26 protein-coding genes are annotated in these 25,755 nt (G+C 72.2%); 17 read left to right on the forward strand and 9 right to left on the reverse strand.

Annotated features, from left to right (window positions below):
- Positions 1 to 18 precede the first annotated feature (18 nt).
- The 5 genes from AB0J80_RS09020 (at position 19) to fabF (ending at position 4,817) form a co-directional block, all read left to right on the forward strand.
- Positions 19 to 1,212, forward strand: a complete 1,194-nt coding sequence (locus AB0J80_RS09020) for a helix-turn-helix domain-containing protein (RefSeq protein ID WP_364702174.1) — start codon at positions 19 to 21, stop codon at positions 1,210 to 1,212.
- 165 nt (positions 1,213 to 1,377) lie between these two features.
- A complete protein-coding gene (locus AB0J80_RS09025; protein WP_364702177.1) occupies positions 1,378 to 2,307 on the forward strand; it encodes an ACP S-malonyltransferase in 930 nt (309 codons plus the stop codon).
- 31 nt (positions 2,308 to 2,338) lie between these two features.
- Positions 2,339 to 3,289 (forward strand): beta-ketoacyl-ACP synthase III, encoded by a 951-nt coding sequence (locus tag AB0J80_RS09030; protein WP_364702180.1) that lies wholly within the window; start codon positions 2,339 to 2,341, stop codon positions 3,287 to 3,289.
- A 57-nt stretch (positions 3,290 to 3,346) separates the two neighbouring features.
- Positions 3,347 to 3,589, forward strand: coding sequence for an acyl carrier protein (locus AB0J80_RS09035; RefSeq protein WP_364702182.1), 243 nt, complete (start codon positions 3,347 to 3,349; stop codon positions 3,587 to 3,589).
- Between the two features lies 1 nt (position 3,590).
- Positions 3,591 to 4,817 (forward strand): beta-ketoacyl-ACP synthase II, encoded by a 1,227-nt coding sequence (fabF, locus tag AB0J80_RS09040; RefSeq protein ID WP_364702185.1) that lies wholly within the window; start codon positions 3,591 to 3,593, stop codon positions 4,815 to 4,817.
- Positions 4,818 to 4,878: 61 nt separating this feature from the next.
- Here fabF and AB0J80_RS09045 read toward each other — a convergent pair whose 3' ends face one another.
- A complete protein-coding gene (locus AB0J80_RS09045; RefSeq protein ID WP_364702187.1) occupies positions 4,879 to 5,313 on the reverse strand; it encodes a zinc-binding dehydrogenase in 435 nt (144 codons plus the stop codon).
- Complete coding sequence (locus AB0J80_RS09050; protein WP_364702190.1) at positions 5,280 to 5,750, reverse strand: hypothetical protein; 471 nt, start codon at positions 5,748 to 5,750, stop codon at positions 5,280 to 5,282. The genes AB0J80_RS09045 and AB0J80_RS09050 overlap by 34 nt, the downstream gene beginning before the upstream one ends.
- A 76-nt stretch (positions 5,751 to 5,826) precedes the next feature.
- Between AB0J80_RS09050 and AB0J80_RS09055 the strand changes: the two genes are divergently transcribed.
- Positions 5,827 to 6,021: a hypothetical protein gene (locus tag AB0J80_RS09055; RefSeq protein ID WP_364702193.1), complete on the forward strand. Its 195-nt coding sequence runs from the start codon at positions 5,827 to 5,829 to the stop codon at positions 6,019 to 6,021.
- Here the strand turns inward: AB0J80_RS09055 and AB0J80_RS09060 are convergent.
- Positions 6,014 to 7,747, reverse strand: coding sequence for a glycoside hydrolase family 3 N-terminal domain-containing protein (locus AB0J80_RS09060; protein WP_364702195.1), 1,734 nt, complete (start codon positions 7,745 to 7,747; stop codon positions 6,014 to 6,016). The genes AB0J80_RS09055 and AB0J80_RS09060 overlap by 8 nt on opposite strands.
- A 141-nt stretch (positions 7,748 to 7,888) precedes the next feature.
- Complete coding sequence (locus AB0J80_RS09065) at positions 7,889 to 8,380, reverse strand: DUF3145 domain-containing protein (protein WP_364702198.1); 492 nt, start codon at positions 8,378 to 8,380, stop codon at positions 7,889 to 7,891.
- A 244-nt stretch (positions 8,381 to 8,624) separates the two neighbouring features.
- Here AB0J80_RS09065 and AB0J80_RS09070 point away from each other — a divergent pair, with 244 nt between their 5' ends.
- Positions 8,625 to 8,954, forward strand: a complete 330-nt coding sequence (locus AB0J80_RS09070) for a hypothetical protein (protein WP_364702201.1) — start codon at positions 8,625 to 8,627, stop codon at positions 8,952 to 8,954.
- A gap of 412 nt (positions 8,955 to 9,366) precedes the next feature.
- Here AB0J80_RS09070 and AB0J80_RS09075 read toward each other — a convergent pair whose 3' ends face one another.
- Positions 9,367 to 10,071 (reverse strand): carbonic anhydrase, encoded by a 705-nt coding sequence (locus AB0J80_RS09075; RefSeq protein ID WP_364702204.1) that lies wholly within the window; start codon positions 10,069 to 10,071, stop codon positions 9,367 to 9,369.
- Between the two features lie 182 nt (positions 10,072 to 10,253).
- Here AB0J80_RS09075 and AB0J80_RS09080 point away from each other — a divergent pair, with 182 nt between their 5' ends.
- Both AB0J80_RS09080 and AB0J80_RS09085 read left to right on the forward strand, forming a co-directional pair.
- A complete protein-coding gene (locus AB0J80_RS09080; RefSeq protein WP_364702207.1) occupies positions 10,254 to 11,210 on the forward strand; it encodes an alpha/beta hydrolase in 957 nt (318 codons plus the stop codon).
- A gap of 221 nt (positions 11,211 to 11,431) precedes the next feature.
- On the forward strand, positions 11,432 to 13,579 hold the full coding sequence (locus AB0J80_RS09085) for an AAA family ATPase (protein ID WP_364702210.1): 2,148 nt from the start codon (positions 11,432 to 11,434) through the stop codon (positions 13,577 to 13,579).
- On the opposite strand, the gene AB0J80_RS09090 is transcribed toward AB0J80_RS09085, so the two are convergent.
- Positions 13,549 to 14,478: a superoxide dismutase gene (locus tag AB0J80_RS09090; RefSeq protein ID WP_364702213.1), complete on the reverse strand. Its 930-nt coding sequence runs from the start codon at positions 14,476 to 14,478 to the stop codon at positions 13,549 to 13,551. The genes AB0J80_RS09085 and AB0J80_RS09090 overlap by 31 nt on opposite strands.
- 134 nt (positions 14,479 to 14,612) lie before the next feature.
- Between AB0J80_RS09090 and AB0J80_RS09095 the strand changes: the two genes are divergently transcribed.
- The 4 genes from AB0J80_RS09095 to AB0J80_RS09110 all read left to right on the forward strand — a co-directional run bounded on the left by AB0J80_RS09095 (position 14,613) and on the right by AB0J80_RS09110 (position 17,787).
- Positions 14,613 to 15,521, forward strand: coding sequence for a cation diffusion facilitator family transporter (locus tag AB0J80_RS09095; protein WP_364702216.1), 909 nt, complete (start codon positions 14,613 to 14,615; stop codon positions 15,519 to 15,521).
- A 112-nt stretch (positions 15,522 to 15,633) separates the two neighbouring features.
- Positions 15,634 to 15,945 (forward strand): hypothetical protein, encoded by a 312-nt coding sequence (locus AB0J80_RS09100; protein WP_364702219.1) that lies wholly within the window; start codon positions 15,634 to 15,636, stop codon positions 15,943 to 15,945.
- Between the two features lie 61 nt (positions 15,946 to 16,006).
- Positions 16,007 to 16,945, forward strand: a complete 939-nt coding sequence (locus AB0J80_RS09105) for a PfkB family carbohydrate kinase (protein WP_364702221.1) — start codon at positions 16,007 to 16,009, stop codon at positions 16,943 to 16,945.
- Positions 16,942 to 17,787 carry a 5'/3'-nucleotidase SurE gene (locus tag AB0J80_RS09110; protein ID WP_364702224.1) on the forward strand — a complete coding sequence of 282 codons (846 nt, stop codon included), beginning with the start codon at positions 16,942 to 16,944 and terminating at the stop codon, positions 17,785 to 17,787. Before AB0J80_RS09105 ends, AB0J80_RS09110 begins: the two co-directional genes overlap by 4 nt.
- Before the next feature lie 18 nt (positions 17,788 to 17,805).
- Here the strand turns inward: AB0J80_RS09110 and AB0J80_RS09115 are convergent, their stop codons facing one another.
- Positions 17,806 to 18,804 carry a serine/threonine-protein kinase gene (locus tag AB0J80_RS09115; RefSeq protein ID WP_364702227.1) on the reverse strand — a complete coding sequence of 333 codons (999 nt, stop codon included), beginning with the start codon at positions 18,802 to 18,804 and terminating at the stop codon, positions 17,806 to 17,808.
- A 90-nt stretch (positions 18,805 to 18,894) separates the two neighbouring features.
- Positions 18,895 to 19,263, reverse strand: a complete 369-nt coding sequence (locus AB0J80_RS09120; protein ID WP_364702230.1) for an STAS domain-containing protein — start codon at positions 19,261 to 19,263, stop codon at positions 18,895 to 18,897.
- A 348-nt stretch (positions 19,264 to 19,611) separates the two neighbouring features.
- Here AB0J80_RS09120 and AB0J80_RS09125 point away from each other — a divergent pair, with 348 nt between their 5' ends.
- From AB0J80_RS09125 to AB0J80_RS09140, 4 genes are all read left to right on the forward strand, one after another.
- Entirely contained in the window at positions 19,612 to 20,076 is a 465-nt protein-coding gene (locus AB0J80_RS09125; RefSeq protein WP_364702232.1) for a hypothetical protein, read from the forward strand.
- An 89-nt stretch (positions 20,077 to 20,165) separates the two neighbouring features.
- Positions 20,166 to 20,741 (forward strand): YdeI/OmpD-associated family protein, encoded by a 576-nt coding sequence (locus AB0J80_RS09130; protein WP_364702234.1) that lies wholly within the window; start codon positions 20,166 to 20,168, stop codon positions 20,739 to 20,741.
- A 239-nt stretch (positions 20,742 to 20,980) separates the two neighbouring features.
- Positions 20,981 to 22,492 carry a serine/threonine-protein kinase gene (locus AB0J80_RS09135; RefSeq protein ID WP_364702236.1) on the forward strand — a complete coding sequence of 504 codons (1,512 nt, stop codon included), beginning with the start codon at positions 20,981 to 20,983 and terminating at the stop codon, positions 22,490 to 22,492.
- 156 nt (positions 22,493 to 22,648) lie between these two features.
- Complete coding sequence (locus AB0J80_RS09140; protein ID WP_364702238.1) at positions 22,649 to 23,716, forward strand: hypothetical protein; 1,068 nt, start codon at positions 22,649 to 22,651, stop codon at positions 23,714 to 23,716.
- A gap of 94 nt (positions 23,717 to 23,810) precedes the next feature.
- On the opposite strand, the gene AB0J80_RS09145 is transcribed toward AB0J80_RS09140, so the two are convergent.
- A complete protein-coding gene (locus AB0J80_RS09145) occupies positions 23,811 to 25,613 on the reverse strand; it encodes a 5'-nucleotidase C-terminal domain-containing protein (RefSeq protein WP_364702241.1) in 1,803 nt (600 codons plus the stop codon).
- Positions 25,614 to 25,755: the final 142 nt, after the last annotated feature.

Here is a 25,755-nt window from a genome sequence, read left to right on the forward strand (position 1 = left end):
CCCTGACATGCTGGTCGGGTGGCAGAAAGCAGATCCGGGGGTACGGCGAAACGACCACCGCTGGCTGCCACCCTGCGCCGAGTCGAACGCAGCGCCGGCGCGCTGGCCTCCGCAAGTGTCGCTCGGATGGACGAGACGCTGCCGTGGTTCCGCGCGCTGCCCGCCGACCAGCGGTCCTGGGTCATGCTCGTCGCCCAGGCCGGCGTGCGCTCCCTGGTCGAGTGGCTGCGCTCGGGCGGCACGGCGGCCGGCACCCAGGAGATCTCCGACGAGGTCTTCGCCGCCGCGCCCCGGGCCCTGGCCCGCTCCATCACGCTCACCCAGACCGTCCAGCTGATCAAGGTGACCATCGACGTCGCCGAGTCGGAGGTCGCCAACCTGGCCGCCGCCGGCGAGGAGGGCGCCCTCACCGAGGCCATCCTGAAGTTCTCCCGCGAGATCGCGTTCTCCGCCGCCCGGGTGTACGCCCGCGCGGCCGAGTCGCGCGGCGCCTGGGACGCCCGCCTGCAGGCGCTGTTGGTCGACGCCCTGCTGCGCGGCGACTCCTCGGACGTGCTCGCCAGCCGGGCCGCCGCCCTGGGGTGGGCCGACGCCCCGCCGGTGGCCGTGGTGGTCGGGCGCTCCCCCGGCGGCGACCACACGGCCGTCCTGCACACCGTCTACCGGGCCGCCCGGCGCGCCCGGGTCGAGGTGATCGGCGGGGTGCACGGGGACCGGCTGGTGGTGGTGATGGGCGGCGCCGCGGACCCGATCGTCATCGCCGGGCAGCTCGCCGCCGCTTTCGGCGAGGGGCCGATCGTGGTGGGTCCGGCCGTACCGTCGCTGGACCACGCCACCGAGTCGGCCCGCGCCGCGCTTGCCGGCTTCCGCGCCGCACCCGCCTGGCCCGGCGCCCCGAACCCGGTGGCGGCCGATGCGCTGCTGCCCGAGCGGGCACTGGCGGGCGACTCCGAGGCGCGCCGGGCGCTCAAGCACGACGCGTACGGGGCGCTGTCGCGCGCGGGGGGCGGCCTGCTGGAGACCCTGGACGCCTTCTTCGCGGCCGGCGGTGTCCTGGAGAGCGCCGCCCGGGAGCTGTACGTGCACCCCAACACCGTCCGCTACCGCCTCAAGCGGGTGGCCGAGGTGACCGGGCTGTCGCCGCTGGACGGGCGGGACGCGTTCGCCCTTCGGATGGCGCTGACCATCGGACGGCTCGATCCTGCGAGCTAAATCACGGCAACGACGGACCGCCGGTGGGGTGACGGGAACCCCTCTAAAACCCCACGTACCGGGGCGTATCAGGGTGGGGTTTGTAGGAACCCCACAACGCCGATCGTAGGGTTTGGTCTGCTGCAGCAACCCCGGAACGCGCCCGGATCCGGAAGAGTCGAGGACGTGCTCGCCGTACTCTCGCCCGGCCAGGGCTCCCAGAAGCCCGGCTTCCTCGCACCATGGCTGGAACTCCCCGGCGCCGAAGACCGGCTCCGGTGGTGGTCCGCGCTCGCCGGCGTGGACCTGATCCACCTGGGCACCGAGGCCGGCCCCGAGGAGATCAAGGACACCGCGCGCACCCAGCCGCTGCTCGTCGCCGCCGCCCTGCTCGCCGGCGATCACCTGCCCCTGGCCGAGGTCGACGTCGTCGCCGGCCACAGCGTCGGCGAGCTCGGCGCCGCGGCCCTCGCCGGGGTGTTCCCGGCCGAGGCCGCCGTCGCCCTGGCCGGCGTCCGCGGCCGGGAGATGGCCGCCGCCTGCTCCCTCGAGCCGACCGGCATGAGCGCCGTCCTCGGCGGTGAGGCCGACGCGGTGGTCGCCGCCATCGAGCAGCACGGGCTGCACCCCGCCAACCGCAACGGCGCCGGCCAGATCGTCGCCGCCGGCGCCCTCGACGCACTGGCCAAGTTCGCCGCCGAGCCGCCCGCCGCGGCCCGGGTCCGGGCGCTGGCCGTCGCCGGCGCGTTCCACACGCCGTACATGGCCCCCGCCGAGGAGGCCCTCGGCGCGATCGCGGGCGGCGTGACCGTGGCCGACCCGGCGCGCACCCTGCTGTCGAACCTCGACGGCACCGCCGTCGCGAGCGGCACCGACATGCTGCAGCGCCTGGTCCGCCAGGTCACCGCGCCGGTGCGCTGGGACCTGGCCATGGGAACCCTGCGCGACCTCGGCGTCACCGGGATCGTCGAGCTGCCGCCCGCGGGCACGCTGGCCGGCCTCGTCAAACGCGAGCTCAAGGGCGACGGCGCCCCCGAGATCGTCACCTTGAACACACCGGACGACCTCCCAGCCGCCCGCGACCTCATCGCCCGGCACGGCGGGCACCGCGAGTGACGGACGCCGCCGCTACCGAAGGAGCATTGCCATGACAGCGGGTTCTCGCATCGTCGCGCTGGGGCACTATCAGCCCTCGCGTGTGGTCACCAACGACGATCTCGCCGCGACCATCGAGACCAACGACGCGTGGATCCGTGACCGGGTCGGCATCGCCGAGCGCCGCATCGCCGACGCGGAGTCGGTCGCCGACATGGCCACCTTCGCGGCGGAGAAGGCCCTGGCCGGCTCGGGCCTGACCGCCGCCGACATCGACATGGTCGTCGTCGCCACCTGCTCCTCGGTGGACCGCTGCCCGAACGTCGCCACCCGGGTGGCCGCCCGGCTCGGGGTCAGCGCGCCCGCGGCGTTCGACCTCAACACCGCGTGCTCCGGCTTCTCGTACGCGCTGGCCACCGCGGACCACGCCATCCGCGCCGGCGCGACCCGCAACGCCATCGTCATCGGCGCGGAGAAGCTCTCCGACGTCACCGACTGGACCGACCGCACCACCGCCGTCCTGTTCGGCGACGCCGCCGGTGCGGCCGTCGTCACCGCGGTGCCCGACGGCGAGCAGCCCGGCGTCGGCCCGGTGCTGTGGGGATCCGCCCCGGAGAAGGGCGACGTGCTGCGGATCGAGGGCTGGCGGCCGTACATCCAGCAGGAGGGGCAGAGCGTCTTCCGCTGGGCCACCACCGCGCTGGCCCCGTTCGCGCTGCAGGCCTGCGAGCGGGCCGGGGTCAAGCCGGAGGAGCTGGCCGCGTTCGTGCCGCACCAGGCCAACACCCGCATCATCGACGGCATCGTGAAGCGCCTGGGTCTGGGCCCCGACGTGGTCGTCGCCAAGGACCTCATCGAGTCCGGCAACACCTCCGCGGCGAGCGTGCCGCTGGCCCTGTCCAAGCTCGTGGAGCGCCGTGAGGTGCCCTCGGGCGCCCCGGTCCTGCTCTTCGGCTTCGGCGGCGGCCTCACCTACGCCGGGCAGGTCGTCCGCTGCCCGTAAGGGCAGACGTTCCCTCCCGACGAGTTTTTCCCCACCACCGAGAGGAACCATCGAACAATGGCTACCCGCGCTGAGATCACCTCCGGCCTCGCCGAGATCCTGGAGGAGGTCGCCGGGGTGAACCCGGACGACGTCGCCGAGGACAAGTCCTTCACCGACGACCTGGACGTCGACTCGCTGTCCATGGTCGAGGTCGTGGTGGCCGCCGAGGAGAAGTTCGGCGTCAAGATCCCCGACAACGAGGTGCAGAACCTGAAGACCGTCGGCGACGCCGTCTCCTTCATCGAGGCGAATCACTGACATGAGCACCACAGACGTCGTCGTCACCGGGCTCGGCGCGACGACCCCGCTCGGCGGGGACGTCGCGTCCACCTGGGACGCCATGCTCGCCGGCCGCTCCGGGGTGGGTGCGCTCACCCAGGAGTGGGCCGAGCAGCTGCCCGTACGCATCGCGGCCCAGCTCGCCGTGGAACCGTCGGAGGTTCTGGAGCGGGTCCGCCTGCGCAAGCTCGACCGTTCCGAGGCGATCGCGCTGATCGCCGCCCACCAGGCCTGGGCCGACTCCGGCCTGGCCGACGCCGGTCTCGACCCCGAGCGCCTCGCCGTGAGCTTCGGCAGCGGTATAGGAGGTGCCCAGACCCTGCTGCACCAGGACGACATCCTGGAGGCCTCCGGGCCGCGACGGGTCAGCCCGCACACCGTGCCGATGCTCATGCCCAACGGCCCGGCCGCCTGGGTCGGCATCGACCTCGGCGCCCAGGCCGGGGTGCACTCGATGGCCAGCGCCTGCGCCACCGGGGCCGAGGCCATGGCCCTGGGCCTGGACATCATCCGTTCGGGGCGCGCCGACGTGGTCGTCGCCGGCGGCACCGAAGCGGTGGTCCACCCGCTGCCGATCGCCGGCTTCGCCTCGATGCGCGCCATGTCGACGCGCAACGACGAGCCGGAGAAGGCCTCCCGGCCGTGGGACAAGGGCCGCGACGGCTTCGTCCTGGGCGAGGGTGCGGGTGCACTGGTCCTCGAGCGCGCGGACCACGCCGCCGCCCGCGGCGCCACCGTGTACGCCCGCCTCGCCGGCGCCGGCATCACCTCGGACGGCTACGACATCGTCCAGCCGGACCCGGAGTGCCGCGGCGGCATCCGCGCGATGAACCGGGCGATCCGCGACGCCGGCCTGACCGGCACGGACATCGTCCACGTCAACGCGCACGCCACCTCGACCCCGGTCGGCGACATGGGCGAGATCAAGGGCATCCGCGCGGCCATCGGCGACCACCCGATCCTCACCTCGACGAAGTCGATGTCGGGCCACCTGCTCGGCGCCGCCGGCGCGCTCGAGTCGATCGCCACCATCCTGGCCATCCGGGACGGCGTGGTGCCGCCGACGATCAACCTCGACGACCCGGACGACCGGCTCGACCTCGAGGTGGCGGCGCACAAGGCCCGTCACCTGGAGATCCCCGCGGCGATGAACAACTCGTTCGGCTTCGGGGGCCACAACGTGGCGCTGGTCTTCACCCGGGCCTGACCGGTCCGGTAGCTGTGCAGGGGGTGTCCCGGCTCCGCGTGAGCCGCGAGGCACCCCCTCGTCACACCCGGACGACCACCTTCCCGCGCAGCGCGCCGGCCTCGGACAGCCGGTGCAGCTCGGGCAGCTCGTCCAGGTCGCGACGGTCGCTGATCGGCAACCGGATCACCCCGGCGTCGACCAGGCCGACCAGCGTCGTCAGGGTGGCGGGGTCGTTGCGCGTGACCATGTGCCAGGCCGCGACCCCCGCCGCCGGCGGCACCGCGGTGGCGACCGTGACGACCCGGCCGCCGGGCCGGACCAGCGCCGGCAGGGCCCGCGCGGCCGTGTCACCGATCGCGGCGCAGTTCACCACGGCGTCGACCGGCCCGTCCAGCAGCAGCGGCCCCGACGTGTAGTCGACGACCTCGTCGGCACCGAGACCCCGGACCGCCGCCGTGCTTTGCGGGCCCGCGGTGCCGATCACGTACGCGCCCAGATGCCGCGCCACCTGCACGGCGAACCGATGCCGCCACCGGCACCGTTGACGAGCACCCGCTTCCCGGCCCGGACCCGCGCCTGCTCGGCCACCGCCTGCCACGCCGTCATCCCGGCCAACGGCAGCGCCGCCGCGTCCGCGAGCGGAACACCCGCCGGCGCGGTCACCAGCCGGTCCGCCGGGACGACCGCGTACCCGGCGGCGGCGCCGGCGTCCAGCATCCCGACCACCGGCCGGCCGTCCACCGTGCCGGCCACGTCCCAGCCCAGCGTCAGCGGCAGGGTCACCGGCATCAGCGCGGCGAGCAGCCCGGACCGCAGCGCCGTCTCCGTCGGGTGCATCGAGGTCGCCGCCACCTCCACCAGCACCTGACCGGCGTGGGGCACGGGCGGATCCAGCTCCTCGATGCGGATCACCGACGGGTCGCCGTACGAGGAAATGCGCGCAGCTCTCATGACCACCGACCGTAAGGAGCGCAGCGAGCCCGGCCCATCCTTGAAAAGCGCGCGAACCTTCGCGACAGTCTCGGTCGTGGACGTGCTGACGGATGTGCTCACGGTGCTGCGCGGCGGACGGCCACGGACCGTCCTGCTCGGCTGGGACGCGCCGTGGGCGCAGGAGTTCGCCGCCGTGCCGGGCGCGATCGGCGACGAGTTCGCCTTCGCGACCGCGTTCCGGCGCGCGACCGGGGACTCACCCGGCCGCTACCGCCGCGCCGTCACCTGACGCAGGCGCTGCGAGGCAGCCCCGCGACCGGCACCGGGGACCGGCCAGGCGCCTTCGCCTTCCCCGCGATCACCGCCGCCAGCGCGGTCAACGACAACCGGCTCGACGAGTACGTCGCCACCAGCGCCGGGGACGTCGCCGCGGACAACAGCTGCGGCGTGTCCATGCTCACCGTCACGGCCGCCCCGGGGCTCAGATCGGTGCGCTTGTCCCCGTACCCGACGAGGTGCACGACCGTGCCCCCCGCGGCCTGGACCGTGACGCCGGCCTGTTGCAGAGCCTGGACCAGCGCGATCCGCGCGGTCTCCCGCCCGCCGGAAGCGGTGACCGTGACCGGGCCGCTGACCAGCGGCCCGGAGCAGGCCCCCTTGAGGACGGTGATCGAGGCGGCGTCCGCCTTGGCGACCGCCCGCTGATGATCGGGCGAGTCGAGCGTCGACAGGGCGGGCTGAGCGCGGCCGGCCTTGCGGAACTTGAGGGTGAGCACCCGGGTGACGGCCTCGACGAGCCGCTCCCGCTTCAGCGAGCCGTCCTGCAGCGCCGCCACGATGCCGTCCCGCGCCGCGGTGATGTCGGGCGGCATGAGCAGCAGGTCGTTGCCCGCGTTCAGGGCGCGGACCGCCGCCTCCCCGGCCGGCCACTTCATCGCCGGAGGCATGTTCATGGCATCCGTGACGGCAACCCCCGTGAACTTCATCCGCCCCCGCAGCACCTCAGTCATAATCTTGCGGGAGAACGTGGCCGCCACACCCTTGTCCAGCCCCTCCACATCCAGATGGCCGGACATCACCAGACCCGCACCGGCCTCGACACCCGCGTCGAACGGCGGCCGGTCCTCCTTCTCCCACTTCGCCGCGCTCTGCCGCACCACAGGCAGATCGTCATGGCTGTCGCCGGTCGTGTGCCCATGCCCGGGAAAATGCTTGAGCGCCGCGGAAACCCCGGCGGCCTGCAACCCCCGCACGGCGGCTCGCACCTGCTCGGCGTTGGCGACCGGATCCGCACCGTACGAGCGGGAGCCGATGACAGAGCTCCCCGCCGAGCCGAGCGTGTCGGCGACCGGCGCGAAATCGACGTTCACCCCCATCGCGGCAAGCTCGGAACCGGCGGCGTGCCACGCGGCCTCGGTGAGCAGCGGCTTACGCGCCGCCCCGAACGCCATCGCGGACGGAAGCACGGTCACGCCGGTCCGCACCCGGGTCACCACCCCGTACTCCTGGTCGGTGCCGATCAGCAGGGGAGCCCCGCCGGGCAGCCGGGCGGCAGCCGCCTGCAGCCCGTCGGTCAGCACCCGCACCTGCTGAGGCGAGTCGACATTGGTCGCCGGATTGGTCGCACCGGTCGGATCGTCGGGCGCGAACCCCACCAGGATCAGACCGCCCAGCCGGAACTTGGCGACCAGCTCCGCGGGCGTGTTCACCCCGCCGATCTTCTGGTTCCCGGCAGCCGCCGCGGCGTCCACCTTGTCGGCGTCGTTGCCGTACGCGTAGGGCATCAACACCTGCCCGGCCAGATCCGCGTCGGTCAGCGTCTTGACCGTCTCCCGGGCGCGGAGGACGGGATCGGCGGGCGGGGCCGCCGCCGGCTGGGTCCGCGAAGGAGGAACGCTGGGTGGCGCGACGCTTGCCGACGGTGCCGGACTGGTGGGCGCGTCGCTGCCGCAGGCAGCAAGAAGCGCGAGGGGTACGGCCACAGCAACGCGAAACGCCCTATTCACGGAAGCCATTGGATCAGCCCGCCACAACCGCCGACAAACCGACCGGCCCGTCGGCACGCCGCCCCCGTCCTCGCCGCACGGCCGGCCCTCGCCGGGAGGTTCGTCCTGTCGCCCGGGCGGGTCGGTCGCGGGGCCGGCTTCCCTGAGGGGTCAGCCGACGCGGGTGAGGAGGGTGACCGGTGCGCCGTCGCCGGCGTAGCGGTAGGGCTCCAGCTCGGCGTCCCACGCCGTGCCCAGCGCCTTCTCGAGGGCGTGCGACAGAGCCTCCGGGGCTCTCGCCGAGGCCATGATCGCGCGGAGCCGGTCCTCGCCGATCTGGATGTCACCGGAGGCGCCGATCGTGCCGCGGAACAGGCCGCGACCCGGTACGTGCATGAAGCGCTCCCCGTCGACGCCGGGGCTGGGCTCCTCCGTGACCTCGAAACGGATCATCGGCCACTGCCGGAGGGCAGCAGCCAGCTCGGCGCCAGTCCCTGGCCTCCCGGTCCAGCTGCACTCCGACCGCCGCATGCCGGGATCGACCGGTTGCGCAGTCCAATGCAGGGTGACCGGCGCGGTCAGGACGCGCGCGATCGCCCACTCGACGTGCTGGCACACGGCGAGTGGGGTCGAGTGGACGTATACGACGCCACACGTTGGCACGGTGACCTCCCGGAGACCGAGGTGCGTCTTCCCCTACGACCTCGACCGCGGTTGATCGTGCTCCATGATGCCGGGTGGTACGGATGGTGCGCCAGAGAAACCGCAATATCGACATGTGAATGGCCGTAGTGGCACACCTGACCTAACGGACCAGCCCGCTCCCGCGGTGCGGCCCCGTTGAGGTCGTGTAAGATTGCTCCGGCCATTTATGCCGACACCCGTTCTTTTCCCAAGGAGTACCGCCGTGGCGAGCAACACCTCGAAGACCGCCCGCGCATCAGTCCGCGCCGGCCAGGCAGGCCAGGGTGGCGCCCTCAGCGTGCTCGGTGAGTTCAAGTACCTCATCCCGCTGGCGAACGGCCGTTTCGCGTACGTGCGCAACCTGACCAACGGCAAGACCAACCACCTGAAGACCGACTCGGACGCGTTCGTCGAGGAGATCCGCAGCCTCGCCGCCGCGGGTCACGGTGCCAAGATCCGCGCCGAGCTGAACACCCTCGACGCGACCTTCCCGCAGCACGGCTGGGGCGCCACGGAGAAGCGCCTCGCCGACGCCGGCGTCTTCGAGGGCTGAGCCCCTCCGCAGCAGCTGAGGCGCTCCCGGGCTTTCGTGCCCGGGAGCGCCTTTTTGCACCCTCCGAAGATCACGACAACTTGATCGCCCCGCCACCAGGTCCGCGTGCTCCCCTGACCCATGCCGCTGGTCCGCGCCTCGCCTGACGGGGCCTGCGACGGGAAGAAGGTTCGGACGGCGTCACCGAGGTGCCGGGCGTGGCGAGCCAACGACGTGTCGGGCTCGAGAGGACGCCGAGGGGGCACCGGGCCGACGGCACAATCGCAGCGTCCGCGGGTCTGTCACGAGCGAGCCGGCGAGCCTGAACCTCTCCCCGCCGACCGACCCGTCAGCCGCGTCGGCGCCGAACAGGCGCATCTCCGCCGATCAGGGCCGACCCGCCAGCCGCTGCGGCGACGAGCCGGCTTTGGCGTCAGCTGAGGAGCTCGACGCGGCCGGTGTCGAGGTCGTACACGGCTCCCGCAATGTCCACCGTGCCCGCTGCCAGCAGCTCCGGGACGCCGGCCACGTCGCGCATGCGGCGTACCGTCAGGGCTACGTGGGCGCGCATGGCCTTGGCCGCCACGTCCGGGTCGTCCAGGCCCACGCTGTGTACCGCAGGGGCGATCTCGTCGACCAGGTAGCCGACGTCGCCGTCCGGGCGGGTGCCTGCGCGCAGTGCCTCGACGGTCGCGTCCACGGCGCCGCAGCGGACGTGGCCCAGGACCATGATCAGGGGGACGCCGAGGGCGGAGACCGCGAAGCCGACCGAGCCCAGGACCGCGCGGTCGACGACGTGGCCGCCGGAGCGGATCACGCAGATCGAGCCGAAGGTCTGGTCGAAGATGGCCTCCAGCGGCACCCGGGAGTCGATGCAGCCCACGACGACCGCGTGCGGGAGCTGTCCACCGGAGGAGGCTGCGGCGGCGGCCACGTCGTGGCCGTGCTCGGGGCTTCCGGTGACGAAGCGCCGGTTGCCTGCGAGCAGCTCGGCGAGAGCATCCGCCGGGCGCGTGATCCGCTCGGCCGGAGCGACGTCGGCCGGAGCCGCCGTAGCAGCCCCATCCGCCGGAGCGAGGGTCGTCGCGGACAATGCCGTCGTTGCCGCAGCAGAGGTGGCAGGTGTCGGTCCCGTCATGGCACTGATTCTCTACGAGCGGCCGTTCGTTGACACGCGGTGCGAGGCACATCACGTTCCCGGGGCGGCCGGGCACGACCGTTCGGCGCAAGATCCCCGACAAGATCTGGCTTTTCGGGTGATCGCGCGTGATGCTTATTACCCGTGGGTACAACGGGGCCGTGCGATACACGGAGGTGCCCATGTCCGAGCGCTCGGAGCTCACCCTCGCTGATGGCGTACGTCTGCATGTCGAGACGTCCGGTCCCGCCGACGCCCCGGTGACCGTCATCTTCCTGCATGGCTGGTGCCTTGACCGTCGCACGTGGCATTACCAGAGCCGGGCGCTGGAGGGTACGGACGCGCGGGTGGTCGCGTACGACGCTCGGGGGCACGGGCGGTCGGGCAAGACGCGGTTGCGGTCGGCGACGCTTGCTCAGCTCGGCGAGGATCTGGCGGAGGTGCTGGACGCGTACGCTCCAGCCGGCCCGGTCGTGCTGGCCGGGCACTCGCTGGGCGGGATGACGATCATGGAGTACGCCGAGTCGTATCCGGCCGAGTTCGCCGACCGGGTTCATGGCCTGCTGTTCGTCTCGACCACCGCCGAGGGCGCGACCCACACGTGCTACGGGTTGCCGACGCCGCTGACGCCGCTCGTTCGGGCGGCGGAGCAGACCGGTGCCGGGGTCCTGGCCCGGCTGGGTGCGTGGCGCCCGCACAAGGCCGTGCTGCCCGCGCTGCGGCCGGGGGTGCGCTGGCTGCTCTTCGGCGACGACCACGAGCCCGGCGATCTGGAGCTGACGATGTCGGCGGTGGGCCGGGCGTCGCTGCGCTCGATCGGTGGTTTCCGGGCGTCGGTCGGCGCCCAGCACCGGCTCGACACGCTGGCCGCGCTCGGGGACGTACCGGCGGCGGCTCTGGTCGGTGACCGGGACCGGCTCACGCCGCCGGCCTGCGCGGAGTCCATCGCCGACGCGCTGCCGGGCACCGAGCTGACCGTGTTCCCGGGTGCCGGGCACATGCTGATGATGGAGCGGCCCCGCGAGGTGACTGCCGCTCTCACCGCGATCGTCGACAAGGCCGCCGCGAGCGCGGAGGCGCAGCGCCGGCGGCGCCGCAACCGGGCTGATCGCCGCCGCGGCTACGACCAGGCGGCCTGAGAGCACCCGCACTCCAGGACGCGGCCCCAACCGGGGAGACGCGCCCAGAAGCCACAGCTGCGCGGCCCGCCCAGACGCCGCAGGAACGCGGCCAGGGAGGCGGGCACTGCGGGATCGGGCGTGCCGCGATCGACGTGGGCCCTTCGGGGGGAGTAAGTTCGATTGCCCCCTTCGTGCGGCTGGGCGCGGGGCGGCAGCCAGCTGGTTCACAAGCGGGGAGCATGACCGACTTGAGCGACGCTCACATCCTGCAGCAGGAGATCGCCGTCGAGCAGGAGCACGTCGACCGGGTGTACGCCCGGCTCGCCGAGCTTCGCCGGGAGGCGTCCCGCGCCGAGAAGGAGGGTTATCAGCTCGCCGGGGTCGGGACGTTCGGGGCGCTCGTCGAGCGGGACGCGATGGTGTTCCATGCTGCTCGCCGCCGGCACGCGCTCGACACCGAGTACGAGGGGCTGGTGTTCGGCCGGCTCGACCTGGTGAGCGGGGCCGTGCACTACGTGGGCCGGATGGGTATCCGGGACGAGGATTCGCAGTCGCTGGTGGTGGACTGGCGGGCGCCGGCGGCCGCCGCGTTCTACCGGGCCACTCCCGCCGACCCGCTCGGTGTGGTGCGGCGCCGGATGATCCAGTCGGCTCGTGAGCGGGTGACGGGGATCGAGGACGACCTGCTCGACCCGGAGGCCGCGCCTGCCGACATGCGGATCGTGGGTGACGGGGCGCTGCTGGCCAGCCTGTCGAAGGCGACCGGCCGGGGCATGCGGGACATCGTCGCCACCATTCAGCGGGAGCAGGACGAGGCGATCCGCTCCCCCGCGTCCGGGGTCACGATCGTCACCGGGGGGCCGGGCACCGGCAAGACCGCGGTCGCGCTGCACCGGGCGGCGTACCTGTTGTATTCGGATCGCAGCCGCTTCGCCGGCGGCGGGATTCTCGTGGTCGGGCCGTCCGGGGTTTTCGTCGACTACATCGCGACCGTGCTGCCGTCGCTCGGTGAGGAGACCGCGACGCTGCGGTCGCTCGGTTCGCTGGTCGCGGGGTACGACGCGACCCGGGTCGATCCGACGGCGGTCGCAGCCGTGAAGGGGTCGCTGCGGATGCGCCGAGTGCTCGAGCGGGCGTCGCACGACGCGGTCCCGGGCGCTCCGACGGAGTTGCGCCTGCTCTACCGGGGGACGCTGCTGCGCCTCGACGCGGCCGAGCTGGACCGGATCCGGCGCAAGGCGCTGCCGCGGGGGGCACGGCGCAACGAGGTTCGTGGCCACGGCTTCGACCGGATCTTCGACGCGCTGTGGGCGCAGGCCCGGCAGACGATCCGCAACCTGCCCGAGAAGGCGGAGTTCGAGTCCGAGCTCGCCGACCGCACGGACTTCCGGGAGTTCCTGAAGGCCTGGTGGCCCCGGTTCACGCCGATGCGGGTGCTGCGGTGGCTGGCCGATCCGGCTCGGCTGCGGGCGTACGGGAACGGGCTGTTGTCGAAAGAGGAGATCGGGCTGCTGCAGGGGTCGTTCGACGGGCTCGCCGAGCACGGCCCCACGATCGCGGACGTGGCGCTGCTCGACGAGCTGGATGAGCTGATGGGGCGTCCGCGCCGGCCGCAGCAGAAGACGAAGAACCCCTTCCATGTACGCGACGGCGTGCAGGAGGTCAGCACGTTCGCCGACCGTCAGGCCGCCGCGCGTGCGCAGGCGGTGCAGCGCGACGACGACTACCGCGACTACGCGCACGTCGTGGTGGACGAGGCGCAGGACGTGTCCCCGATGCAGTGGCGGATGATCGGCCGGCGGGGCGCGTACGCGTCCTGGACGATCGTCGGCGACCCGGCGCAGACGGCGTGGTCGGGCGATGTCGCGGAGCTGGACCGGGCGCGCGACCGGGCCCTGGGTTCCCGCAAGCGCAACACGTACGCGCTGACCACCAACTACCGCAACTCGTCGGAGATCTTCGCGGTGGCCGCCCGGGTGATCCGCACGATCATGCCGGACCTGCCGCTGCCCCGGGCCGTGCGCAGCACCGGCGTGGAGCCCGTCGAGCAGGTGGTCGCGGCGGCGGACGTGCCGGAGGTGACCAGGCACGCGGTGGAGAAGCACCTGGCGGACGTCGACGGCACGATCGGCGTGATCACGCCGGTGCCGCGGCGTGACGAGGTGGCGGCGTGGGTGGCCGGGCTGCCCGAGCGGGTGCAGGTGGTGACCGCGCTCGAGGCCAAGGGCATGGAGTACGACGCGGTCGTGCTCGTGGAGCCGGCGGAGATCGCGACGGACGCCAGCGGGGTGCGGACCCTCTACGTGGCGCTCTCCCGGGCCACCCAGCGCCTCACCACCATCGGTATCAGGCCCTATCAGGGGCGGGGCACCGCGACCGCCGTGTAGGGCGTCGTCGGGGTCGGCGGCGTGGTGAAGCGGGCGTTCGGCAGGTAGAAGCGCTTGCCGTACTCCGCGATGGTGGTCGGGACGTCGAAGTCCGGGCTGGTGGTCCGGCTGACGACGGTGCCCCTGGTCGCCCGCTTGTTCAGCTGGATCTTGGCGATCACGTTGAGCCGGTTCTGCACCACGTAGAGGGTCGTGCCGCGCAGCCACAGCCCGTCGCCGTTCGGGACGGACTCGCCGCCGAGGTCGATCTCGGTGGTGACCCCCGCGTACGTGGTCCTGAAGAGCTTTCCGGTGTTGGACTGCACGACGATGAGACCGCGGCCGTCCGGGGTGGCCGTGATGCCGTTGGCGTTGTTGCCGGCGGCGTACACCATGTCGCCGGTGAGGGGCACCGGGACCGCGCGGGCGGGCAGCCTGCCGTGGCGGCCGAGCGGCAGCTGGAACAGCACCGGGTTCGTGGAGTCGGTGTACCAGGCGGCGCCACCGGTCAGCACGACGTCGTTGATGAAGGCGGGCACGGTCTGCAACGTGTACGACCGCAGCACCTTGCCCGAGGCCACGTCGATCACGCGGGCATCGCCGCCGTTGCCGCCGGCGACGAAGAGCCGGCCGTGACGGTCGAGCTTGAGGCCCAGCGACGGGGTGCCGGGCCCCTGGCTGATGACCCGGCCTCGGCCGGTGACGAGGCTGGCGCGGTAGATGTCGCCGTCGACGCGGGAGCCGAAGTACGCGTACGGGAGCTTGCCGATGGCGATCCCCTCGGGCTGGAAGCCGTCGGGCAGGTGGATGACGTGCGGCCTGAGGCCGGCCACCGGGTGGGCCGCGGCGGGCGCGGACGGCGCGGCGGTGGTGACGGCGAGGGCGGTCAGGGCAACAATCGCGAGAGTACGTCTGGACATGGGTGGATCCCTCCAGGCGGGGTTCGGTTGTCGTGGAGTCCATACCCCGGCGATGACAATCGAGTTCAAGTTGCATACATAGCGATGTGACCATATATTGGCCGGGGCGTGACCCCGCGACGGAAGGTGGGCTCATGGGAGCCGGGCACGATCACGGTGGTCAGGCGCTGCGCGCCGGCGAGCGGCACCGGTCGCGCCTGTGGTGGGCCGCCGGCCTGCTCGCGGCGTTCATGCTCGTCGAGGCCGTGGCGGCGCTGGTCACCGGCTCACTGGCGCTGCTCTCCGATGCCGGGCACATGTTCACCGACGTGCTGGGCATCGCGATGGCCCTCGCCGCGATCCACGCCGCCGGGCGCGCACACACGGACTCCCAGCGTACGTTCGGTCTCTATCGGCTCGAGGTGCTCGCCGCGCTGGCGAACGCGGCGCTGCTCACCGGGGTCGCGATCTACGTGCTCATCGAGGCGGTCCGCCGCTTCGCCGAGCCGTCGGCCGTGCCCGCCACTCCCATGCTGGTCGTAGCGGCCGGCGGCCTGGTCGTCAACCTGGTCGCGTTCGCGCTGCTGCGACCCGGCGCCCAGGAGAGCCTCAACGTCCGAGGGGCGTACCTGGAGGTGGTCGGCGACCTGCTCGGCTCCGCCGGCGTCATCGTCGCGGCCCTGGTCATCGCGGTCACCGGCTGGTCGTACGCGGACCCGATCGTCGCGGTCGTGGTGGCCCTGATGATCCTGCCGCGCACCTTCGCCCTGGGCCGGTCGGCGGTCAGGATCCTGGTCCAGGCGGCGCCCGAGCACCTCGACATGGCCCAGGTCCGCGACCGGCTCGCCGCGGTGCCGGGCGTCTGCGACGTCCACGACCTGCACGTCTGGACCCTGACCTCGGGCATGGACGTGGCGTCGGCGCACCTGAGCCTGGAGCCCGCGGCCGAGCTGGGCGCGGTGCTCGCGTCCGCCCGGGAGGCCCTGCACGAGGACTTCCACATCGACCACGCCACGCTGCAGGTCGAACCGGTCAGCGGATCCTGTACGCCCGTGGGCTGGTGATTCGCCGCCCCAGGGCGCACGCTGGGCACACCTGTCACGGAGTCCGCCACTACCGGCCCGCGACACCGCCACTTACCTACACTTGGTGACTATCCAACAGCGGAGGGACACCATGACGCAGTCCGTCATCCATCAGCCGCGGGTGGCCTGGGACGCCGCCCGGGCCTTCGTCCGGGCGGCCGCGGGGCCCGGCTACGACGCCTTCTCCGGCCGGGTGCTCAGCCGTCTCGGCACCGACCTGTACGGAGAGCTGGCCAACACCCGCCAGCGCCTGCTCACCGCGTCCGTGGAGAGCAGCGACAACGACCGGTTCACCGTGGATGTCGAGGCCGGCAAGTGGCGGGTCCGGTTGGAGGACCTGCTCCGCGCCCGCCCGGACCTGATCGGCACGGTCCGCGAGCTCACCGACGCCGCGCCGCGATAGCCCGTCCTCGTAAATCGCGGATAAGGCCCGCACTCCAGGCCTTTGGCGTAAGACTGTGCGCATGGGTAACAAAGGGGTCATGGTGTTCGTGCCTGCGCCCCAGCTCACCGTGACCATCGAGCAGCAGCACGACAAGGCCGAGCTCCACGTGCACCCCGGCGGCCAGGGCGTGTGGCAGGCGCGCATGATCACGCTGCTGGGCGCGCCGGTCACCCTCTGCGCGGCCGCCGGAGGCGAGGTCGGGCGGGTGCTGGAGCCGCTGCTCAAGTTCCACGGCATCACGCTCAAGACCATAAAGCGCGAGTCGGGTACGGGCTGGTACGTGCACGACCGGCGCAGCGGTAAGCGCGAGGAGCTGGCGGAGGACCCGGGCCAGCCGCTGTCCCGGCACGAGATGGACGAGCTGTACAGCCTCGCGCTCGCCGAGGGGCTGCGCGCCGGCATCGCCGTGCTGAGCGGGCCCGCCCACCCGTCCGTGGTGCCCGCCGAGGTGTACCGCCGGCTCGCCACCGACCTGGGTGCGAACGGCTGCAAGGTCATCATCGACCTCTCGGCCGCCCACCTCGCCGCCGCGCTGGAGGCCCGCCCCCACGTGGTCAAGGTGAGCCACGAGGAGCTGCTGCGCGACGGCATGATCGCGGACGACTCGATCGAGTCCATCACCAAGGCGCTGTTCAAGCTCCGCGACGACGGCGCCGAGATGGCCCTCGTGTCCCGCGCCGACGAGGGCGCGCTGGCCCTGATCGAGGACGTCGTCTACGAGGTGGACATGCCCCGCATGGTGGCCGCCGAGTCGCGCGGGGCGGGTGACTCGATGACCGCGGGAGTGGCCGCCGTATTGGCACAGGGTGGAACGCTGTGTGACGCTGTGCGTACGGGGGCCGCCGCCGGTGCCCTCAACGTCACCCGCCACGGTCTCGGGACGGGCCGCATCGACGCCGTCCAGGTCCTGACCGAGCGGGTACGGCTGACACCCGTCGACGCGAAGGTTTCGGCATGACCGCTGTTCGGATTCTGATCACGAATGACGACGGCATCGACGCTCCGGGGATCAGATGGCTGGCCCGTGCGGTGGCGCGCCAGGGGTTCGACGTCATGGTGGCGGCGCCGCTCACCGAGGCGAGTGGTACCAGCGCCGCCATGACGGCGGTCGAGAAGGACGGGCAGATCTGCGTGCAGCCGCGCGAGCTGCCCGGCGTGAAGAACGTGCCGGCCTACGCGGTCGCGGCCTCCCCGGCGTTCATCGTGCTGCTGGCCCTGCGCGGGGCCTTCGGGGCGGTTCCGAACCTTGTTCTCTCGGGCATCAATCGCGGCGCCAACGCCGGGGCGGCGGTGGTGCACTCCGGGACGGTGGGTGCGACGCTCACGGCCTCGCACGCCGGCCTGCACGGCATGGCCGTCTCGCTCGACGTCCTCTCCCCCAGCAACGGTACGGCGGCCAGCGGCGGCCAGGCGATCGCGGACCTCGACAAGGCGGACGACGAGAAGCGCCACTGGACGAGCGCGGCGGAGCTCGCCGTGAAGCTGCTGCCGACCCTCACCCACACGCCGCCGGGCACGGTGCTGAACGTGAACGTGCCGGATCTGCACGTCGACGGCATCCGGGGGCTGCGCCGTGCCACGCTGGCCCGGTTCGGCCAGGTGCAGATGAGCATCGCGGAGGCCGGCGAGGGCTTCGTGCGCACGGCCGTCCAGGCGGCGGACGAACCCCTGGAGCCGGGCACCGACCTGGCGGCCCTGGCGGAGGGGTTCGCGGTGGTGACGCCGATCCGGGCCCCGGGTGAGGCCACCGACGTGAAGATCAACCTCGAGAACATCGTGGTGCAGACGCCGGCGTTCTGAGCGCGTGTGAGCGCTCTCTCACCCGCCCCACAAGCCTGAAGCGGCCGATACCTGCATGCCCCCTCGCGTGAGCGGCGCGTGCCCTGTGTCGAGGATGTGCCAGAGGGTGACGGCGAGGTCGGCGCTCCCGGGGCGGTCCTCGGGGCGTTTCGCCATGCAGGCTCGGACGAGGTTGCGCAGGTCGCCTGGGAGGCCGGGGATGGCGAGCACCGGTGTCGGGGCGAGGTGACCGACGCGGCCGGCGGCGACGATGGTGGCGGCCACCGCCGGTGGGTAGGGCGAGCGGCCGGTGAGCATCTCGTAGAGCAGCACGCCCAGTGTGTAGACGTCGTCGGCGGGGCGGGCGAACAGGGTCTTCGGGTGCGGCGGGAGCGCTCTCCGGCCGCTGGAGCCCGTCATGCGGAAGTAGGGGACCTCGCCGCGCGGGTGGGGGCGGTGGCCGTGAACAGTCCTGACGCCGCCAGCCACGACATCCTCGGGTCGGTGTGGCGCCGTACCCATGAAGGGGTCTCCTGGCTGGAGGGCCGCGGTGGCAAGGCCGAAGTCGATGATCTTGATGCCGTCGGCGGTGACCATGACGTTGCGGGCAGTCAGGTCGCGGTGGACGACGCCGCGGCGGTGGGCGACGGCGAGCACGTCGGCGGCGGCCGCGGCGATCCGCACGGCCTCGGGCCAGGCGAGGCGGCCACGGGCGAGGCGGTCGGTCAGCGGTTCGCCGTCGAGGAGCTCGAGGACCACGTAGGGCACCACCGTGCCGTCCGGCAGCGGCGCGTCGCCGTACTCGAAGACGCGGGGGACGCCCGGGTGCCGCAGCCGATCGGTGATCAGGGCCTCGCGCCGGACGTCCTCGCGAGCGCCCGGGTCGTCGGCGAGGGTGGGAGCGAGGATCTTGACGGCCAGCTTGCGGCCGCGGCGGGTGTCGATCGCGGCGTAGACGGTCGAGACCCCGCCCTGGCCGATGGCGCGGGTCAGGACGTAGCGCCGCAGCAGAGCGGTGCCGATCGGGAGTCGCGCCACGGAAGCACTATCCCGTAGTGGCCGGGACGCGAACAAGTCGCCACAGGCAGGCTTAACGCACGATCACTCTCGGTCAGGCGGACGTCGCGCTCAGGCCCCGGGCACCAACGAACGGTGTGCCGGATCGCCGCAGTCGATGCACGGCTCAGGCGCGCCGAAGAGTCCCAGCAGGCCGGTGACCCACAACTGGCGGTGAGCGAAACGACTCGGACGGGTCACGACGAGCTTCACCCCGCTGACGCTGGCCAGCTGGAAAGCGGCCACGAGGGCCGAAATGCCCACGGAGTCGATGAAACTGACCCCGTGCATGTCGAGCTCGATGCGCTCCGGCGTGCCCGCCGCGAGCTGTGCCGCCACGGCGTCCTTGATCTCGTACGCGTTCTCCACGTCGATCTCACCCATCGGTGCGACCTCCACCACACCGGTGGACTTCGTCGACGTCGTTATCGACAGCGTCACGCCCTACCTCCACCCGCCCGGGTCACCCCGGGCGTCTTATCTTCGGCACGAGGAGACCGCTGACCTGCGGTGCTTCCTCGCCAGGGGCGGCGGTGACTACCCCCATCGGGTCCGGTGAAACCGCACCGGACAGTACCGCTCCAACCTGGCAGCTGGCTGTGTGCCGCGGGGCGAACCGGAGCAAGCCTACCCACCCTCGTCGAGCGGTTATCGTGCCCGGCGGTCCACAGCCGACAGACGCCGGCTCCGGCCATCCGGCCGACCACCGCTGTTCAGGAGACGTTTGCGCGCCGGCGCACCTGGGCACCTCCGCAGGCAGGCATCGGCGATCGCAGGAGGTACGACACGATGTTCTCTCGCAAGAGCAGGGCCGAGCGCACCGCCGCCGAGGCCTGGGACTACCTGTCCTCGGCCATGGCGTCCGCCGGCGAGAGCGCCAAGGACGCAGGCAAGATCACTGCAGGTCTGGCCGGCGCGAAGGCCGCCGAGCTGGCCGGCAAGGCGTCCAAGCAGAGCAACAAGCTCGCCGGGAAGGCCTCCCGGGAGAGCCACAAGCTGGCCGGCAAGGCCGGGGCCCGGGTCAACGCCGTGACGGAGGAGGCCTGGACCAGGGCGAACCTGGCCGCCAACGCCCTCGCGGGCCGCAAGCCGGGCCTGCCCTGGGGGCTGATCGTCGGGGCGAGCCTCATCGGCCTGGCACTCGGCTGGGCCACGGCGACCACGGTCCGCGCAGCGGCGGAGCGCCGGGAGGAGAACGAGCAGCTGGAGCTGGCCGAGACCGCGATCGTGGTCACGCCCACGTACGAAGGCTGATGGTTGTGGTCGCCGGGCGGAGCCCTTTGCCGCCCGGCGATCATTTTCCGCCTCGGGAGGTTGTCGTACCCGGGGCCTAGGTTCATCCCATGGAACCTGTGTTCTTCGCCTCCGAGGCCGAGCTGCGCGCCTGGTTCGAGCAGCACCACGCGGACGCGACCGAGCTGTTCGTCGGCTATTACAAGAAGCACACCGGCAGGCCGACGGTGAAACACACCGAGGCCATCGCGCAGGCGCTGTGCTTCGGCTGGATCGACAGCATCGGCAGGCGCATCGACGAGGACCGTTACCAGGTCCGCTTCACGCCGCGGCGCAAGGGCAGCGTGTGGAGCTCCGTCAACGTCGCGAAGGTGGCAGAGCTCACCGAGGCGGGGTTGATGCATCCGGCCGGCCTCCAGGCCTTCGAGACGCGAAAACCCGGGAAGGTCGCCGCCTACTCGTACGAGCAGCCGGCCGACGCGGTGCTCGACGAGCAGCAGAAGGCGCGGTTCCGCGGGGAGGAGGAGGCGTGGCGATGGTTCAGCGCGCAGTCGGCTTCGTACCGGCGGGCCGCGGTGCACTGGGTGGTGAGCGCGAAGCGCGCGGAGACGCGGGAGCGGCGGTTCGCGCAGCTGCTCGCGGACTCGGCGGCCGGGCGTACGGTGCCTCCGCTCACGCGGCGATGACTCCGCGTCGACCCTCGGACGGGTTGCTGGATGCGGGGGGTCACCCACCCGATCCGGTGGGTGTCTTTCGGGTCCCTTTCCGGGTCTTTCGCCTGGTTGGCGGCATCGTTCGGCGTGCCCTTTCCGCAACCCACCGACCTCGCCGCGAGGGGCGGGGAATCTGTATCGTTGTGCGCGGCTCGCGCGGTGCCGGGCCCCTTGGTCCGGTCGTGGCGACACTCGAGTAGATAGGTCCGCTGGTGCTCAGTTCGGGAAGCCTCCTGGACAACCGCTACCGGTCGGACGAGCGCATCGCCACCGGTGGGATGGGTGACGTGTGGCGGGGCACCGACGTGGTGCTCGGCCGGACGATCGCCGTCAAAGTGCTGCGCACCGCCATGTTGACCGATCCCGAGTTCGCCGCCCGGTTCTACGGCGAGGCGCGGATGATGGCCGCGTTCCGCCATCCCGGGGTCGTCGAGGTCTACGACTACAGCGCCGGCGACGCCGGTGACGAGGATCAGTGCGCATACCTGGTCATGGCGTTCGTCGACGGGGAGCCGCTCTCCGCCCGGCTGAAGGAGCAGGGCCGGCTCGGCGTCGCGGAGACCATGTCGATCGTCGCGCAGGCCGCCGACGCTCTGCACGCCGCGCACGAGAACGGCACCGTCCACCGTGACGTGAAACCGGGCAACCTCATCGTCAAGCCCAACGGCGCGGTGATCCTGGTCGACTTCGGCGTGGCCCGGTCCGCCGCGGTGACGAGCGTGACCGGCCTGAACGCCATCGTCGGCACCGCCCTCTACATGGCCCCCGAGCAGGTGGCGAAGGGCAACGTCAGCCCGGCCACGGACATCTACGCGCTCGGCGCGGTGGCGTACCACTGCATCGCGGGTGTTCCGCCCTTCGACGGCGACAACGCGCTGCAGGTGGCACTGCGCCACCTCGAGGACGACCCCGACCCCCTCCCCGACAGCCTCGCACCGCCGGCGGTGCGCGAGCTGATCAGCCGGGCGATGGCCAAGAACCCGGCGGACCGGTTCGCCAGCGCCGCCGAGTTCGCCGAGGCCGCGCTGGCCGCGGCGGGAACGCTCGACTGGCGTACGCAGACCGCGACCGGCATGACCCGTACGGCGATGGTCCGGCCGGCCGTCACCGGCACGGCTCTGAGCGGTCCCGCGGTGACCGGCGCGCGGATGAACGCCCAGTCGATGACGGGGACGGCGCTGACCCGGCCGATGAGCCCTGGCGCCCCCACCGGCCGCACCATGCCGGTGCAGCGCAACCTGCTGGAGGCGGCGCCGGCCGCGATACCGGCTCGGCGACGGCAGTCGAAGGGGCAGCTCGCCGTGCTCCTCGCGGTCATCGCCCTGCTCCTGACGGCCGGCGGCATGAGTATCGCGCTGTGGCTGCAGAGCAACAACCAGGACGACAAGGGCAACAACGGCACCGCGGTGGTCCCGACGGAGTCGCAGACGGCAGACGAGACCGACGAGCCGCTCGAGCCGACGGACGACGCGACGACCCGCCCCACCCACCGCCCCAACGGGGGAACGGCCCCGCAGAACCAGCCCATAAAGCCCTCCAAATCGGTCACCCCCACGACGACCGCCCCCACACCGACGAAGCCCACCGCCACGGCGACGACAACACCGCCGCCGACGGAGCCGACGAGCACGACCACCCCGCCCACCAGCGACCCGCCGGAACCACCCCCCACCGACGAGGAGGACGGCGGCGACGCAGGCAGCGGCAACAACGTCGCGAACTGACAGCTCGAACCCCACGCCCGCCGGGTCGCCGGGTCGCCGGTGGGTGACCGTGCCGCGCAACCCTGGGCGGCGGTGTTCTCAAGTCCGTGGCGGGACAGCCGATTGATGGGCCTGGACGGGCGCTGCACCCGAGCCGCTACCGGAAAGGCCCCCTGAATGACGACGCAGATTCCGTACGGCCCCCCGGGCTCGGACTATCCTCAGTTCGCGTCGGGCCACGCGCAGTACCCGCCGGCCGGCTACCAGCACCCCGAGCACTCGCATCATGCCGCGCCCCAGTACCCGGTCGACGCTGCTCCGGCGGGCTACCCGGCCCCGCAGAACCCGATGAGCTACCCGGTCGAGGCAACCCCGGCGGGCTACCCGGCGCCGACCGCCTACCCGGCCGAGACCACCCCGACCGCCTACCCGGCGCCGACCGCCTACCCGGCGGAGGCCGCCTACCCGACTTCGGCGCACTACCCGGCGTCGGCCGCTCCCGGGGGCTACGCGACGCCGGCTCTTTATCCGACGGAGAGCACCCCGGCCTCCGCTGCCCCGACCACGGGCTACGGCGCGTCCGCCGCGTATCCGGTGGAGACCACCCCGTCGCAGGTTCCGCACCAGCAGCAGCCGCCGTCCGCGTACCCGACGGCGCCTCCGTGGGCGGCTCAGAGCACCGCCGCGCCCGCGGCGGCCGAGCCGGCTGCTCAGTCGGATGCCGTCGTCGTGACGCCGTACGGGTCCGTGCCTCAGATCGGTGGGCTGCTGGTCCCGTACCCGGAGGAGATCCGCAATGCGCCGCGGGCGCAGCGGCCGGCGGTCTGGCCGGTGATCCTTTTTACGTTCTTCTTCAGCGTGTTCGGGGCGATCTCCGCGGCTCGCCGGTCCGACCAAGCGCGGCGCGGACGCAACACCGTGGCGCCGTACTGGGTCGCCTTCGCCGTCACGTTGGTGGTCGGTGGTTTCGCCTGGATCACGGCGGGGGGCGCGATCGCTGTTCCGACCTACCTGAACTGGCGGGAGAGCGCGATGATCAAGGCCCTCGAGAGCAACGTGCTGCACGACGGGCAGCTGGCCAAGGCGAAGGTCAACGCGACCGAGGCGGACTGCCGGCCGGTCAGCGAGTGGCGCGCCGGGAAGCGCGAGTACCTGTGCGAGCTGAAGCTGAGCGGCGGGCGGACGGGCCGGGTGCTCGTCTCGGCCGACGAGAAGGGCAACTGGAAGTCCGTCACGAAGCGGTGACCGGGCCGTGAGCCGGACGGCAGTCGGACCGAAGCGATGACTCGGACCGTCGTGGCGCACCCCGCGGGGGCCGGGTGCGCCACGACGTCCGTCACTACGCCGGGAAGACCGGGACGCCTTCGCGGACGAGACGCCAGTTCGGCACGAAGAAGTCCGCCGGGTTGATCTCGCCCTTGGCCTGGGCCCAGTCGATCAGGAGCTGCCTGATCTCCTGCTGGGCGTTGTAGACCTGCTCCTTGACGATGCCGGGGAAGTTGCCGCCCCCGCTGCGGCGGTAGTTGTTCACCGCCACGACGAAGCGGGCGTCGGGGGCGACCGGCGCGCCGGCGATGTCGAGGCGGGTGATGCGGGAGCCCGCCGGCTTGCTGATGTCGATGTCGTAGTCGATGCCGGAGAAGACGTCGTAGTTGTAGTCCGGGATCGCCGGGTCGCTGATCGTCTCCGGGTCGGGGGTGGCGCCGACCGGCAGGGTGACGAAGTAGCGCGCCGAGTACTCGAGGTAGGCCCGTACCTCCGCGCCGGTCAGGACGACCGCCTCGAGGGTGTTGTCGTAGATGTAGAGGCCCGCCACATCCTTGATCTTGACGTCGCCCTTGGGGAAGATCGCGGTCCGGCTGAACGGCGCGGCGATCGACAGGACCGGCAGGCCGGCGTACGGGGTGCCGGCCAGCGCGGCGGTCACCGTGTCCGTCTGCACCTTGTTGATGTAGTCGAGGATCGGCGTGTCCTTGTACCGCGACTCGGCGGCCGACAGCTCCTCCGTGGACGTGGCGACGACCTGGTTGACGTACGCGACGGTCTTGGCGTGCTGGGACCGCACCGCCGCGAGCACCTTCGGGTCCTCGGGGACGGTGTTGGTGTTCAGCGAGGCCGACTTCTTCTCCGTGATGGTCCAGCGGCCGCGGTCGCGGACCAGCGTGAAGTCCATCCGGGTGAGGCGCTGGCCCCACTTCGACGGCTCGGCGAGCAGCACCTGCGCGCCCGTCTGCGTGTTGGTCACGAAGCGCTGCGGGACCTCCCGGTGGGCGTGTCCGAAGAGGATCGCGTCGATGCCCGGCACCTGCTCGGCGATCAGCGCGCTCGGATTCTCGTTCGGCAGCTCGGGTCCGTAGCTGCTCGTACCGCTGTCGCCGCCGTGGGCCGAGATCAGCACGAGGTCGGCGCCGCGGGCGCGCATGATCGGGACCCACTTCGCGGCCGTCTCGATCATGTCCTTGAAGAGCAGCTCGCCCTCGACGTTCGCCCGGTCCCAGATCGCCACGCCCGGGTTGGTGAGACCCAGGATGCCGACCCGCAGGGTCGGTACGCCCGGGCCGAGGCAGACCTTCTTGATCGTGTACGGCGTGAAGGCGGGCCGCCCGGTCTTCGCGTCGACGGCGTTGGCCGCGAGCGCCGGGAAGCCCAGCTGGCGGATCCACAGGTGGAGCAGCGGCAGGCCGTAGTTGAACTCGTGGTTGCCGAGCGTGACGGCGTCGTAGTGCAGCACGTTCATCGCCCGCGCCATCGGGTGCCGTTCGCCGGTCTCGGTGATCGGCTCCTGCTTGGCGTAGTACGTGGCCAGCGGCGTGCCCTGGATCGTGTCCCCCGCGTCGAGCACCAGCGTGGCCTTGCCGCGCCGCTCGGCACGGATCTGGTTCACCAGCGCCGCGAGCTTGGCGACCCCGACATCGTTGTGCGCGCTGTCGTCGTACTCCAGATCCTTGTAGTAGTCCCAGTTGTAGACGTTGCCGTGCGTGTCGGAGGTGCCGAGCACGGTGAGGTCGTACCTCCGGGCCGCGCCGGACGCGGCAACGGAACCGGCAGCGGAAGCAGCGCCGGACGCGACGACGGGAGCGGCGGCACCGACGGCGGCGGCCGCCAGCACACTGCGCCGCGAGACGCCTGCGGGAAGGGCCATTGGTGAACCTTTCAGAAGAATGTCCGGGCGCCTCGTGAGCACCCATCGACGCACCATAACCGCCGATGCATCGACGTGCGCGACCGGCTGCGTCAACGTAATGAACTGATGCGATCTCGGCTTCGGCCATCGGACCAACGGT

Origin of the sequence: Actinoplanes sp. NPDC049548 (assembly GCF_040676695.1) — a bacterium.
In the GTDB taxonomy this organism is placed as follows: Bacteria; Actinomycetota; Actinomycetes; order Mycobacteriales; family Micromonosporaceae; genus Actinoplanes.